Annotated in this window: 10 protein-coding genes; 5 read left to right on the forward strand and 5 right to left on the reverse strand. The window is 40.2% G+C overall.

The genetic code is table 11. The features are described from left to right. The first annotated feature begins 23 nt into the window (after nucleotides 1-23). Genes thrS through SOI82_RS02390 form a run of 5 tightly spaced genes read left to right on the forward strand, consistent with a single transcriptional unit; the run spans nucleotide 24 to nucleotide 7722 of the window. Entirely contained in the window at nucleotides 24-1961 is a 1938-nt protein-coding gene (gene thrS, locus SOI82_RS02370) for a threonine--tRNA ligase (protein WP_320667786.1), read from the forward strand. Continuing rightward, on the forward strand, nucleotides 1958-2971 hold the full coding sequence (locus tag SOI82_RS02375) for a glucokinase (protein WP_320667787.1): 1014 nt from the start codon (nucleotides 1958-1960) through the stop codon (nucleotides 2969-2971). Before thrS ends, SOI82_RS02375 begins: the two co-directional genes overlap by 4 nt. Before the next feature lie 31 nt (nucleotides 2972-3002). Next, nucleotides 3003-3950 (forward strand): homoserine kinase, encoded by a 948-nt coding sequence (gene thrB / locus SOI82_RS02380; protein WP_320667788.1) that lies wholly within the window; start codon nucleotides 3003-3005, stop codon nucleotides 3948-3950. Nucleotides 3951-4007: 57 nt separating this feature from the next. Beyond that, nucleotides 4008-5579, forward strand: a complete 1572-nt coding sequence (locus SOI82_RS02385) for an NAD(P)H-quinone oxidoreductase subunit 4 (RefSeq protein WP_320667789.1) — start codon at nucleotides 4008-4010, stop codon at nucleotides 5577-5579. Between the two features lies 1 nt (nucleotide 5580). Beyond that, entirely contained in the window at nucleotides 5581-7722 is a 2142-nt protein-coding gene (locus SOI82_RS02390; protein ID WP_320667790.1) for a M3 family metallopeptidase, read from the forward strand. Here the strand turns inward: SOI82_RS02390 and SOI82_RS02395 are convergent. Genes SOI82_RS02395 through SOI82_RS02415 form a run of 5 tightly spaced genes read right to left on the reverse strand, consistent with a single transcriptional unit; the run spans nucleotide 7712 to nucleotide 14487 of the window. Continuing rightward, nucleotides 7712-8311, reverse strand: a complete 600-nt coding sequence (locus tag SOI82_RS02395) for an esterase/lipase family protein (protein ID WP_320667791.1) — start codon at nucleotides 8309-8311, stop codon at nucleotides 7712-7714. The genes SOI82_RS02390 and SOI82_RS02395 overlap by 11 nt on opposite strands. After that, on the reverse strand, nucleotides 8298-8699 hold the full coding sequence (locus SOI82_RS02400) for a dihydroneopterin aldolase (RefSeq protein WP_320667792.1): 402 nt from the start codon (nucleotides 8697-8699) through the stop codon (nucleotides 8298-8300). The genes SOI82_RS02395 and SOI82_RS02400 overlap by 14 nt, the downstream gene beginning before the upstream one ends. Continuing rightward, nucleotides 8696-10012: a glutamate-5-semialdehyde dehydrogenase gene (locus SOI82_RS02405; protein WP_320667793.1), complete on the reverse strand. Its 1317-nt coding sequence runs from the start codon at nucleotides 10010-10012 to the stop codon at nucleotides 8696-8698. Before SOI82_RS02405 ends, SOI82_RS02400 begins: the two co-directional genes overlap by 4 nt. Nucleotides 10013-10055: 43 nt before the next feature. Continuing rightward, nucleotides 10056-10508, reverse strand: a complete 453-nt coding sequence (locus tag SOI82_RS02410; RefSeq protein WP_320667794.1) for an ROK family protein — start codon at nucleotides 10506-10508, stop codon at nucleotides 10056-10058. Between the two features lie 4 nt (nucleotides 10509-10512). Beyond that, nucleotides 10513-14487, reverse strand: coding sequence for a translocation/assembly module TamB domain-containing protein (locus SOI82_RS02415; RefSeq protein WP_320667795.1), 3975 nt, complete (start codon nucleotides 14485-14487; stop codon nucleotides 10513-10515). Between the last annotated feature and the right edge of the window lie 2 nt (nucleotides 14488-14489).

A 14489-nucleotide genomic window follows, 5' to 3' on the forward strand; every position in this document is an offset into this window, starting at 1 on the left:
AAGGACATAGAGGCAGCTAGACTATGCCAGTAATTACACTTCCAGATGGAAAAAAAATAGACTTCGGAAAGCCTGTTACTGTTATACAAGTAGCGGAAAAGATTGGCCCTGGATTAGCTAAAGCAGCCTTAGCTGGGAGAGTAAATGGTGTATTAGTAGATACATGTATACCAATCAAATCAGATTCAAATGTTAGTATTATAACTTCAAAAGATGTAGAAGGAGTTGAAATTATTAGGCATTCATTTGCCCATTTAATAGGCCATGCAGTTAAGCAACTATATCCAAAGGCAAAGATGGCAATCGGCCCAGTAATTGATGATGGATTTTATTATGATATTGCCTACGATAAAACTTTTACTCCAGAGGATCTTGAAAAGATAGAGCTCAGAATGCAGGAACTTATCAAGCGAGATTATGATGTAATTGTTGAGATCGTAACTACTGAAGAAGCACGTAAAACCTTTACAGAGCGAAATGAACCATACAAATTGAAAATCGTGGACGAAATACCTAAAGGAGAAGAAATAAAGTTATATAAGCACGAAGAATATACAGACATGTGCAGAGGTCCACATGTTCCTAATACGAAACACTTAAGATCATTTAAGCTAATGAAGGTTTCTGGTGCCTATTGGAGAGGAGATTCTAATAATGAAATGTTACAGCGTATATACGGAACAGCATGGTCTAACCCTAAAGATCTTAAATCCTATTTAAAAAGACTTGAAGAGGCAGACAAAAGAGATCACAGGAAAATTGCAAAGCAGCTATCTCTTTACCACACACAAGAAGAAGCTCCTGGAATGATATTTTGGCATGCAAAAGGATGGGCTATTTATCAAGTATTAGAAGGATATATTCGAGAAGTACTAAGAGCAAATGGTTACCTTGAGATAAAAACCCCTCAGGCTGTAGATCGTTCACTTTGGGAAAAATCAGGACATTGGGATAAGTTTAAAGATGATATGTTTACTACAACTTCAGAAAATAGAGAATATGCTATTAAGCCTATGAATTGTCCTTGTCATGTACAAGTTTTCAATCAAGGCCTAAAGAGTTATAAAGATCTACCTATTAGATTAGCTGAATTTGGATCCTGTCATAGAAATGAACCTTCAGGAGCCTTACATGGATTAATGAGAGTCCGAAATTTTGTACAAGATGATGCACATATATTCTGCAAAGAATCACAAATTCAATCTGAAGTTTCAAATTTTATTGATTTAGTCTTTGAAGTTTATAAAGCATTTGGATTTGAGTCTATATTAATTAAACTATCAACAAGGCCAGAAAAGCGAGTAGGGTCTGACCAGATCTGGGATAAATCTGAGGCAGCATTAACCGATGCCTTACACGCTAAAAATTTAGACTGGGAAATACTTCCAGGAGAAGGTGCTTTCTATGGTCCAAAGATAGAATTTTCCCTTAAAGATTGTCTAGGAAGAATTTGGCAATGTGGCACTATCCAAGTAGATTTTTCAATGCCTGAAAGACTTGAAGCTACCTACATAGATGAAAACAGTCAACGAACAACACCTGTTATGCTTCATCGGGCTATTTTGGGCTCTTTCGAGCGTTTCATTGGAATATTAATAGAGAATTATGAAGGTAAGTTTCCCTCATGGCTTGCTCCAGTTCAAGTAATAGTTATGGGCATAACAGATAGAAGTACAGATACCTGCAGATATGTAATAGATCAACTCTTAGAAAAGGGCTTCAGAGCTGAGGTTGACCTAAGAAATGAAAAGATTGGCTTTAAGATAAGAGAACATACTCTTCAAAGAGTTCCTTTTCTTATAATCATTGGAGACAAGGAGATTAAAGAACAAACAATATCAGTGAGGACCCGAGAAGGTAAAGATCTTGGCAATATGGATCTAGAAAGCTTCATCTCTATATTAAAAGAATCAATTTTACTAAAAGGAACAAAGTCAATCAAAAACAGTCCCAAGGAATGAACTTTATTGCTGGTGATATTGGTGGCACGAAGATACTATTGGGAATCTTCACATGGGAGAACAAAATAATTAAGCTTTATCAGAAAAAATACTTATCATCAGATTGGAATGCATTTAGACCAATACTTTTAGATTTTATTACGAGCCTCCCAAATGGAATCCAACCGCCTACATATGGCTGTTTTGCTTTGGCAGGTCCAGTCTCTAATGGTTCATGCGAACTAACTAATCTAGGGTGGAAACTAAATCAGGACGAAATACAAAAATCAATAAATCTATCTTCGCTCGAACTAATAAATGATGTTGGTGTTCTTATTTATGGAATCCCTTTCCTAAATAGTCGTCAATTTGTACAAGTACAAGTAGGAAAAGAAAAGAGTCAAAGGAAAAGAACAATTGCTGTTCTAGCTGCTGGAACTGGCTTAGGTATAGCCAAAGGTATTATCACTAAAAAAAAGATTTTAGCCTTTCCAAGTGAAGGCGGACACAGTGAGTTTTCTCCTCGTACAAAAACAGAATGGGAACTTTCTGAATGGCTGAAAGCCGACCTAAAATTAGAACGTTTATCTATTGAGAGAGTTGTTAGTGGAAATGGTTTAGGTCATATTGCACGTTGGCGATTAAAGCAAACAGATGCAATTTCACACCCACTAAAAAACATTTCAGAGGCATGGAGATTAAACAAAGAACTAGATCTCCCTTCTTTAGCAAGTAAAGCTGCAAAAAATGGAGACAAAATGATGAAAGAAGTTCTAAGCCTTTGGTTGAGTGCGTATGGATCCGTCGCAGGGGACCTTGCCTTGCAAGAACTTTGTGAAAGTGGCCTTTGGATTGGTGGAGGAGCTACTACCAAGCAACTTGATGGAATACGGTCTACAACCTTTCTAGAATCATTAAAAAGAAAAGGACGTTTTTACAAATATCTAGAAGAAATTCCAGTAATGGCAATTATTGATCCAGAAGCTGGTCTATTTAGTGCAGCCTGTAGAGCTCGCATGCTTGCTGAGTAGGTGAGAAACTTAATGCAATAGAAAAATTGGGATGGCGCAGCCGCGCATTGGACAAAAAGTGATAGTGGACGTTCCATCCACTACAGCCAACCTAGGTCCAGGCTTTGACTGCCTAGGCGCAGCATTGGGATTAAACAATCGATTCACCATAAAAAGAATTGAAGGTGATGGTGAACGTTTTGAACTCATCATGGAAGGAAATGAGGGTAGCCACCTACGTGGAGGGCCAGAGAATTTGGTTTATCGAGCTGCTCAGAGAGTCTGGAAAGCCGCAGGAATTGAACCAGTAGGACTGGAGGCGAGAGTGAGGCTTGCTGTCCCACCAGCGAGAGGGCTGGGGAGCAGTGCTACCGCAATTGTCGCTGGCCTAGTAGGTGCAAATGCCCTTATGGACTCTCCACTTGCAAAAGAAAAGCTTTTAGAACTTGCAATAGATATTGAAGGTCATCCCGACAATGTTGTTCCATCTCTGTTAGGGGGATTATGCATGACAGCCAAAGCGGCCTCAGAGCGTTGGAGAGTAATTCGCTGTGAATGGATGCACTCAGTTAAAGCGGTTGTAGCTATTCCTTCGATACGTTTAAGTACAAGTGAGGCTAGAAGAGTTATGCCTAAGACAATTCCCATAGGGGATGCAATTACAAACCTTGGCGCTCTTACGTTGCTTTTACAAGGACTTAGAACTGGCAACGGAGAGTTAATAGCCGATGGAATGAACGACCGCCTACATGAACCTTACAGATGGAGATTAATTAAGGGTGGGCTTGAAGTAAGAGGAGCAGCAATAGAAGCTGGAGCTTGGGGTTGCGTAATTAGCGGAGCAGGTCCAAGTGTTCTTGCACTTTGCAATGAAGCTGATGGTCCCCAAATAAGTCAAGCCATGATGAAGGCATGGGAAAATTTAGGGGTAGAAAGTAGAGCTCCCATTCTTAGCCTTCAAACGACTGGAAGCCAATGGCGTCCAGGGCTGTCTGAGTAGTTCTACTCAGACCATTAACCTGGGGCTGGTAAGTTCGTACAAATCCACTAAAAAATCATGGACGCCAATATGCCGCTAACGGCGGCGTCCCAGGCATCAATCCCCTGGCTTTCACTAATAGTTCTGCTTCCAGCAGCAGGTTCCTTGGTAATTCCTTTATTACCAGGCGGTGACAAATCTAATTCAAACCTTCCTAGAAACATAGCTCTAGGTTTCCTGTTTGCAGATTTCTTACTGATCATTGGTGTAATAGGAACCATTTTCAATACTCAAGTACCTGGAATCCAATTAGCCGAAAGAGTTAATTGGATTCCTTTAATAGGACTTGAATGGTCACTAGGAATTGATGGTATTTCGGCCCCTCTTTTGGTTCTAAGTGGCTTAATAACCCTACTTTCAGCTGCTGCAAGCTGGAAACTTAAAAGCAAGACCAAGCTATATTTTGCACTATTACTAATACAAGCTTCTGCTCAAGGACTGGTATTTCTATCCCAAGATTTTCTCCTGTTTTTCCTAGCCTGGGAATTGGAACTAGTCCCCGTATATTTGTTAATTGCAATCTGGGGAGGAACTAATCGTCAATATGCAGCCACAAAGTTCATCCTCTATACAGCTCTTGCCTCTTTACTGATACTCATAAGTGGGCTTGCTCTAGCCCTTTCAGCTGGCCAATACACTCTCAACTTAACTGAACTAGCAAGTAGAGCTCCAAAAGGCAGTTTTGGGCTATTTTGTTACCTCGGTTTTTTAGTTGGTTTTGGTGTAAAGCTTCCTATCTTTCCTCTACATACATGGCTTCCTGACGCTCATGGAGAAGCAAATGCGCCCGTTTCAATGCTTTTAGCAGGTGTGCTGTTGAAGATGGGCGGATATGCACTACTACGATTCAACGTACAAATGCTCCCTGAAGCTCATACCCAACTAGCTCCAGCACTTGTAGTAATAGGAATTGTCAATATTATTTATGGCGCTCTTAACGCTTTTGCTCAGGACAATGTGAAACGAAGGATTGCCTGTAGCTCAGTAAGTCATATGGGTTTTGTTTTGTTAGGAATTGGCGCAATAGATGCTCTTGGAATAAGTGGTGCAATGCTTCAAATGATTAGTCATGGATTAATTGCAGCCGCGATGTTTTTCTTCACAGGATCTTTTTATGAACGAACAAATACACTTTCAATCCCAAACATGGGAGGGCTGGCAAAGGTATTACCAATAACCTTTGCTTTCTTTTTAGCAAGTTCATTAGCATCCTTAGCGCTCCCAGGAATGAGCGGCTTTGTAAGCGAAATTACTGTTTTCTTAGGCATTACAAGTCAAGATAATTTTACTTCTATCTTTAGAGCAATCACTATATTTATGGCAGCAATAGGATTAGTTCTAACTCCAATTTACCTCTTATCAATGTGCAGGCGTGTATTCTTTGGTCCAAGGATACCAGCATTAGCAAAGATAGAAGAGATGAGTCCACGAGAGTTAACTATAGGGCTTAGCCTTTTAGTTCCAACATTAGTAATTGGTTTTTGGCCAAGAATAGCTATAGATTTATATGAATCATCAACTAATGCTTTAGCCCAAACACTTCTAACTCATAATCTTATAGCTATAACAAAATTTACAATTTTTAGCTAACATGAATAAAAAATCTAAAAACACAAAAGTAGAACCTTTACTTCAGGGCCAAGGAATACCTAACTATAAAGAAATAACACCTTTAAAAATAAATGAAAATCTTTCTTTACTACTAAAACAACTCAATGAAGATTTCACTCTATTAGAACAAGAGATTAACAAAAGCCTCAATTCTAAACAATCCCTAAATTGGGATGAAGTGATGACGCCTCTACACAAACTGTCAGAGCGGTTGCGTTGGAGTTGGGGCGTTGTATGCCACCTAAACGGAGTGCGCAATACTCCTGAACTACGTGAAGCCTACTCTAAAAAGCAAACAGATGTAATTCGATTTAGCAATAAAATTGGACAAAGTAAAATCATTCACAAAGCCTTATGTTCACTTGAAAAGAATTCAACAAAACTAAGCCTAAATCAAACTCAAAAAAGAATACTTGAAGCAGAGTTGCTTTCTATGAATCAACGTGGTGTTGGATTAGATGGACCTAACCAAGAAGATTTCAATGTCGCAAGTGAGCGTCTAGCTGAACTATCCACAACTTTCAGCAACAATGTTCTTGATGCTACGAAAAAATGGAGTTTACTTTTAACCAAAAAATCTGATGTTGAAGGTCTACCACCTAGAGCACTTGAACTTCTTGCCGCTTCTGCAAAAGAATCAGGTGATTTAAGACAAGACAACAAAAATATTCCAACAGCAAAAGAGGGACCATGGAGGCTTGGCCTAGACATGCCTAGATATATTTCTTTTATGACACATGGAAGGAAAAGAGAAATCAGAGAATGCCTTTATAAAGCTCATGTCAGCAGGGCCAGCGATGGAGATTTAAATAACCAAGTATTGATAGAAGAGATACTTAAACTTCGAACTCAACAAGCAAAACGATTAGGACACAAAAGCTGGGCAGAACTGAGCTTGTGCAACAAAATGGCTGAAAACATAGAAACTGTAGAAAAGCTACTTGAAGAACTACGTTCTGCGGCAATGCCTGCAGCACAAAAAGAACTCGCTGATCTGCAATCATGCGCCGAAAGACATGGCGCCAAAGAAGCATCTAAACTGGCACCATGGGACATAAATTATTGGTCAGAACAACTTAAACAAGAAAAATTTCAACTTAACCAAGAAGAACTCAGACCTTGGTTTCCACTACCTCAAGTACTTCAAGGCCTTTTCGATCTCTGCGAAAGGCTTTTCGGGATAAAAATCGAAAAAGCTGATGGAGATATACCTACTTGGCATGAAGATGTTCGTTTTTTCAAAGTGCTCGATTCAAGTGGATCAGATCTCGCTTATTTCTACCTAGACCCCTACAGCAGACCAAGTAACAAACGTGGTGGAGCATGGATGGATGAATGTCTTGGAAGAAGCAAGTTTCAAGATGGCAAGACTGTTCTACCAATCGCTTATTTAATTTGTAATCAAACACCACCAACAAAAGACAAGCCTAGCCTTATGAGTTTCGAAGAAGTAGAGACGTTGTTCCATGAATTTGGTCATGGACTACAACACATGCTTACGACTGTCGACTATCCACAAGCAGCAGGTATTAATAATGTTGAATGGGATGCAGTAGAGCTGCCCAGTCAATTTATGGAGAATTGGTGTTTAGACCGCAAAACGCTAATGGGAATGGCAAAGCATTGGCAAACCGGCGAATCATTAGGTCAAGAAGAATTCAAGAAGTTGCAACTGAGTCGTACATTTAATTCTGGGCTCGCGACACTTAGACAAGTTCATTTCGCGTTGACAGATCTACGTCTTCATAGTGAATGGGGGGAACAAAATAAAAACACTCCTGATCATCTAAGAAGACAGATTGCTCAAACAACAACCGTGATACCTCCAATCAAAGAAGATCAGTTTCTATGTGCTTTCAGCCACATCTTTGCAGGTGGTTATTCAGCAGGTTACTACTCCTACAAATGGTCAGAAGTACTAAGTGCAGATGCCTATGCAGCTTTTGAAGAAGTAGAAGTTGATAATGAAGAACAAATCAAAGCTATAGGAAAGCGCTTCCGTGACACTGTTCTAAGCCTTGGAGGTAGTAAGTCGCCCCAAGATGTCTTTAAAAAATTCCGAGGAAGATCTCCAAATACAAAAGCATTAATTCGTCATTCAGGACTATCTGTTACTGACTGAATATCGCATGAGATATGATTTTCAAAGACTTGGGATGAGAAATCAAGTCTTTATGAGTAAGTACCGGAACAGAAAAGTTTGCACCAATGGGTAAAGTTGCTTGCCAACCGGGGAAAGTCATCAAGTCCCAACGACAAAAATAACTACTACATTTTACCGCTTGCAATTTATGAACATCTCTACTCAAGTCTCTTAGTAAATCACTACCACGTTTCATATCAGCAACACCTGGAAGCCACCATGAAGGTATACATTCAGCCATAACCGTTCCACGGTGAGGTGTACCTACACTAATAAAACTATTAGTTCGTAGGGCACCGCCTAATTCTTGCAGCCATACTCTACTGACAAGGCCTCCCATTGAGAAGCCAAGCAAGTCAACAACCTTGTCAGCACCAAAACGCTTATTTATCAATTCCTCTAAGAGAAAAGCCAGCTTTTGTAAAGGAATACTTCCACCCTTATGAGGCAGGTGAGGCGTATATACACACAAATTACTTTTTTCTAAATAGCCAAGTAAACGATTAAAAATTCGGGGGTCATCCCATAGCCCATGAACCAAAATAAGATTCCTTTCAAGAGAAGTCATTACTAATTTGGGGAGGAAAGTAGCGACTTCTCTCTACACCCACACTTCCACCAAAACCTGAAATAGGAGCCGAGCATTTTCGAAGAAAAACCTTCATAGGGATTGGACCATAAATGCATTCAAGGCGATCTAAAATTAATTCGCTAAATCGTTCAATGGTTTTGCAATTAAGCTGAAAAGCAATTTGCTGAAGATCTTTTATAGCAAGACTATAATCTGCTGTAGCGGATAGATCATCATTTAAAGCTGCTTTTTTCAAGTCTAGCCAGAGGCTAAAATCCAATAAGAATGATTGTCCATGAAGACGTTCCTGATCTAGGACACCAACATGGGCCCATAAGTTGACATTATTTACATGAATAGCTCCAATAGATTGATAACCACTCATAAAAGTAAGTTCTTATGTGTAAAGCACTTGTCACCTGAGGCGTAATCAGAAGCGATGTGTCCTTCACCCCGCAAAAAATATCTATACGTTACTAACCCTTCCAAACCCACCGGACCTCTTGGAGGAAGAGTCTGAGTACTGATCCCAACTTCAGCTCCAAAACCATATCGAAAACCATCAGCAAAGCGAGTAGAACAGTTGTGATAAACACCTGAACTATCAATAGCACATAGGAACTTTTCCGCCGTTAACTTGTTATTAGTCATAATAGATTCAGTATGACGAGAGCTATAGGTATTTATATGTGATATAGCTTCATCAACGGACTGAACTATCTTAACTGAAAGAATCAAATCAAGATATTCAGTTTCCCAATCTTTTTCACTGGCTCCAAAATCAATTCCAATTGCTTGGCTTTTCTCATCACCTAATAGTTTTACTCCTAGTTTTTGAAATGCCGGGATTGCCTTAGATAAGAACGTCTGAGCAATATCCTGATGTACAAGCAGTGTCTCTATAGCATTACAAGCAGCAGGATATTGCGTCTTGCTATCAATAGCTACGCGTAGTGCCATTAACAAATCCGCATCTGAATCCACATATAAATGGCAGATACCATCTGCATGACCAAGAACTGGAATACGGGTATTATCTTGAATAAAACGTACTAGTTCATTGCTACCACGTGGAATAATCAAATCAACTAGTCCATCTAATCGAAGCAGGGCTAAGCTTTCTTTACGAGTAGTCAACAAAGCTAACGCCTGTGGCTCCACCTCAGAAAGAGAAAGTCCCTCTTGCAACGTCGTCAAAATAACATCATTAGTACGGCTCGCTTCACTACCACCTTTAAGGATTGCACCATTACCTGAACGTATAGCTAGCGACGCAATCTGTATAACAGCATCAGGCCTTGCTTCAAAAATGACCCCTAACACCCCCAAGGGGACAGTTAACCTCTCAAGCAAAAGTCCATGGTCTAACTCTCGGTACAATTGACGCAATCCAAGAGGGTCTGGTAAACAAGCAACTTGGCGGACTCCTTCTATAGCGGCTTTCAACTTGATCTCATCTAGCTTGAGTCTTGCCATTAAGGCTTGATTAAGACCTTCATCAGAAGAACGATTGAGGTCCTCAATATTGGCTTTAACTATTTCTGTTGACCGCCGAGCCAAAGCATCTGCCATTGCAATTAGAGCAGATTTTCGCTGTACATCTGATGTCTGTCCAAGAGTGCTAGCAGAATTACGTACTAAAACAGCTCTTTTGTATAAATCAGTAGAAGGTTCAGGAACTCTAAGAGAACAGGTCATCGCTTTAATTTACTTAGAGAGATCATTACTCCTTAAAGGTAGTCTATAAAACTTTTGAGTCCCTTAAAGCCAAAAGAGCTGCTCCACGAGTCATGAATATATTATGATCACTGTACTTAATCTTCGCCTGACAATTCTTCCCGGCTTTAGAGCATTTAATAGAGTTATTAAGAAAAACCTTCCTAGACAATCTTGGCTCTAACCAATCACTAAGAGGAACATCGAACCATCCTGGAAGCATGGGGCATGAGGTTACTGTCCTGCCAGTTATGTCTATCACACCAGGAAGGCCTACTCCAACCAAATCCGCCCGACAATCAGGGTCAATCAACTCTATTTTGTCGCATAGTGCAACTGTTACAGCTCCTGGCATCGCTGGTCGTGGAAGTTCCAATTGAGAAATGCTATAAGGATTACCAGAAAGATCAAAGCAACAAAGTCTAATAGTTTCAACTCCGATCTCTACTCCTATCAAGTGGCAACTTGAAGAATACATCTACTCAATACCTTAAAAACAATTGAAATTGACTCTGCCAATTACCCTCCTTGTCAAGAGAGCCAAGTGCATCTAAATTTGAGTTGACTGCATATCGAAGAGTTCCCTGTGGAGGAATATCGCTACGGTTCGGTGTCGCCTGAACAGAAAAATTGAACTTTTTATTTAAATCAATCCCAATATCTGTAACCCAAGCCTGTTGAGGTGTATCTGTTTCATCACCACTACTAGATTTAGCGTCCTTAGCCCCTTTGGGACTAGACACAATTGTGGTCGGATATAAAGAAAATTGTAATCGTTCACTAAATGAATCTGTGACATTACCTAGAAGAGGAGAGATAAAAGATCTCCCAATTACAGTACCCAAAACAGCACTCTCTCCTCCCTGAAACAAACTAGTAAGCGAGTTACCGCCAAGGAGTCCAATTAGTTCATTACGAGGCATAGTTGGCCTACTTGTTAGTTGGAAGTTGTCAGAAATACGATCAGCAGGACCCGTCGCTATAAGTTCTACCTTGATCATCCGAGAGCCCCCAATGCCAAATGCGCCTGATCCATTAGTTGAAAAGTCACTAGAAGAAGAAAGATTTTCAGCAGATCTAAGCGTGTCAGGAATGCTAGTAATCATTGTTACGTCAACATAAGGAATTAACCCCATTGAAGGCGCAAATACTGCGACATTTTGTTTGCTCCGATCAAAATTGAATGTGGTGGTAAATAGGTTGACACGTCCTTTCGTCAAACGAACAACTCCACTTGCAGCAAGTGTTTGATCTAAGGCGCCATTTAAGGTCAGAAGACCATTAGCATCGAAAATCGCAAGTGGTTGGAGTGTAAAAGCATTAGGGGGAGTGGCTATTTGAAACTTAGGTCCCAAACGTAACCGCAATTTATTAAAGCTTATTTTGGAGAATTTTTTAGGGATAGATAAGCGAAAAATTCTGCTGGCTGTTGAATTTGAATCTTGTACAAACAAATTAAGGGGTTTTTTCATATCCCACCTTTGCTCTGGTAGTAATGTCATTTTTCTACGCCTAGAAAAACTCGCACTTACATTATTTTCTTTGGAAATCTTTTTTTTCGAGCCACTCTTCTTGGGAGGAGAAAATGATCCATCCTTAATAGTTAGGTTTCCACCTATTTGTGGTTCAAATAATGCGCCTTTTAAACGAAGATTTGATGCCACCTCAACTTCGCCATATGGCAATTTAAGTGGGACTTGCTTCATTTTAATAGCTAATGGTTGGAGTTCTTCCTGTTCTGAACGAAACAAGCCAATGGAACCAAAGCCTTTGACAGTACCTTTACTACCCATCTTCCCCTCAAGATTAAGTATTTCAAGCCTATTAAAATCAAAAACCATGGAAGCGTTTAAATCCTTTATCTCTTTCTCCATAACAACAAACTCACCATTTTTTAAGACCAAAAAGCCATTAGCTATGGGAGCATCACGAGTTCCCCTTATAAGAAATCTGACATCTGCGGTTCCTTTTTCCCAAGTCAACGCACCATCAGATAAACCAGCAAGAAAATGAAGACCATCACCATGGCTCTCAACCCTAAAATCTATTGGTGATGAAGGATCCAATGGCACTTCGCCAATCAACCTCAACGGCTCGACTGAAGAAGTACTACGTAGTAACACATCCATTTTCAAAATAGAATCAGTTAAAGAAAATTCGCCTCTATCAAGAACAAATTCTTTTTCAGCTAAACGAGCATCTTCTAGAACAAGTTCAGCAGTAATGTCAGGTATACCCTTACTTCTACGATATTGCCCAGATATTCCAAACATTCCTGATAAGGAGGAGGGGACAGGCCCAAGTAGAGAAAGAAGTGAAAAAGGTACATTTAAAAGAGAGAATTGCCCCAAACCTCCTTGCAACGGGCCTCTAATAGTTGCGACAAGTGGCTGTACTTTAAAGTCAATTTGACTTTTTCTTCCAGTAGGCCAAAGATGACCAGAAAGCTTTAGATCTAAATTGAGATTTTCCATATCAGCTCCTGCAACTTCTACCACTGCATCAACTTCACCTTGAAGGTCATTTGGATCAATCCTTTTATAGGTAGAACTGATTTTACTTTTGCTGTTTAATAAAGAAGTTTGAGAATGTACCAGTGCATTTAGACGTCCATCTAAGGAGTCACCAAAAGCTTTAACAAAAAAGCCACCCAAATCTTTTGCATTACCTCCCATTGAAGTAGCCTTTATATTAATTTTCGGCAACTGAAGTACGGTATCAGTAATCCATCTTGCGCTAACACCTAAAGCTTCTGCTTTTGCCTTAAGTCTACCTCCCACACTACCTTTAGCATTTAGTAAAACTTGGCCCTGATCAGGTGGAAGGATCTCACCATTAACAGAAAAATTATTCTCAAAATAGTTACCATTCAAGCGAGCCTCCTTTAAACGAAGACCCATATAACGTGGGTAACGCATCGTTATTTCTCCATCAATCGAAAGAGGGCTTATCCCAACGCTTCCATTACCACTCAACTGACCAAAAATACGTTTAAAGCTCTTTTCAGGTGGGATTGCTACTTCAACTCGATCAAGCCTAAAACTTTTTGCCTTCCAAGAGAAGGAATTGTTGAATCTTTCCAATAAGATTTCCCCTCCTAATCGTTTGACATTTAAATTATCTAGCTTCCAATTTTTGTTGAAGTTCGCAGATAATTTGCCAGGGACTGAGGCTCCAGAAGAAGACATAGTCAGCTCACCACCACCACCTGAAAGGCCTTGGAAGGCACCACTCCAAACTTCCTGCAGGCGAAGACCATTAACCTGAGGGTTGGTAAGCCCTATATCAAAATTAGTCTTAAGCGCAGAGAGCGGTCCGGTAATCCTTCCTTTAGCAGACAAAGTTCCTGCCAATGAAGTTTCAAGAAGAGAGCCGATAGGAACCAAGGGGAAAGGCTTGAGATCAAAATCAGCCAGAAGTTCTCCAGTTCTCAACCCTTCACTAGTAAAACTAAATGGCAACATTGCCTTGACATTCATCTCTGAACTATCTACACCCTTGAGGCGTATAGAGCTGTCTATCCCTACATGTAATGTACCTGTATTTAAGGGAATCTGTCCTGTTATAGAAGTAACCCATGGGCCATATTTCCATTGACTTTCAGGGAAGAGTGCCTGACTGTCATTGCACCGAATAGTTGCTTTTGAAGCGGAAAGAGGATTTTCAAAAGAACCACCCTGCATTATGAAGTCGACCAGAGTTATGCCGCCCTTACATTTCAGGCCACTCTCTTCGGCCTTGACTTGCAAATCTCCATTAAGTTGCCCTTGCGCCTGGAATCCTGACCTCGCAGAAAAAATACTCTGAAAAGGCTTAAGCTTAACCTTGCTTAAACGTGCTCTTACTTGAAGTGCAAATTTTTCCCAGGAGCCACTACCTTTAAGAAAGAATTTTCCATTATCGGGTAATCCTAATTGCAAGGAGCCAGTTACCATTTTCTCTTTTAATTTGAAAAAAGTATTGCTCGTAGCAGTTAACTCAAGATTGGATGGTTGAATAAAAACCCTGGCAGGGTCCTGCAACAAGAGCCATAGAGCAATATTTGGAGTCGGCTCATCAGTTGGACCTGCTACCCATAAAGCACCACTTTTATTTGGCCTTAAATTTAGATATGTTCCTTTCGGACTGATCACTGCCACAGGACGCCAATTAAACAAACTGGCAAGAGGAGCATATTTAATGACTAATCCTGAAAATTTTGCTGTTGACTCATCTTCCAGACCTGCTTTCAACTCAGTAGGGCCAATAGCTATGCCCCAGGGTCTTAAGCCTTTGTATGGACCAATAACCAAAGGATGTCCCAATGGTTTTGAAAGTTCCTTTTCAAGTTCAGGGCGTAACCCCTCAAATATCCCTTCAACAAAACGGTCAGTAGAATTCCAAATAAGAGTTCCACCAACAACAATCAGAGTCCCCAGGGCACCCCAACGAATAACTTTTAAGGATTTGTCCCTCACTC

Source organism: Prochlorococcus sp. MIT 1307, from assembly GCF_034092395.1.
Classification (GTDB): Bacteria; Cyanobacteriota; Cyanobacteriia; order PCC-6307; family Cyanobiaceae; genus AG-363-K07.

Bases quoted from the DNA above. Each gene is read 5' to 3' on its own strand.
- thrS (WP_320667786.1), top strand. From the start codon at position 24: ATGCCAGTAATTACACTTCCAGATGGAAAAAAAATAGACTTCGGAAAG.
- SOI82_RS02375 (WP_320667787.1), top strand. From the start codon at position 1,958: ATGAACTTTATTGCTGGTGATATTGGTGGCACGAAGATACTATTGGGA.
- thrB (WP_320667788.1), top strand. From the start codon at position 3,003: ATGGCGCAGCCGCGCATTGGACAAAAAGTGATAGTGGACGTTCCATCC.
- SOI82_RS02385 (WP_320667789.1), top strand. From the start codon at position 4,008: ATGGACGCCAATATGCCGCTAACGGCGGCGTCCCAGGCATCAATCCCC.
- SOI82_RS02390 (WP_320667790.1), top strand. From the start codon at position 5,581: ATGAATAAAAAATCTAAAAACACAAAAGTAGAACCTTTACTTCAGGGC.
- SOI82_RS02395 (WP_320667791.1), bottom strand. From the start codon at position 8,311: ATGACTTCTCTTGAAAGGAATCTTATTTTGGTTCATGGGCTATGGGAT.
- SOI82_RS02400 (WP_320667792.1), bottom strand. From the start codon at position 8,699: ATGAGTGGTTATCAATCTATTGGAGCTATTCATGTAAATAATGTCAAC.
- SOI82_RS02405 (WP_320667793.1), bottom strand. From the start codon at position 10,012: ATGACCTGTTCTCTTAGAGTTCCTGAACCTTCTACTGATTTATACAAA.
- SOI82_RS02410 (WP_320667794.1), bottom strand. From the start codon at position 10,508: ATGTATTCTTCAAGTTGCCACTTGATAGGAGTAGAGATCGGAGTTGAA.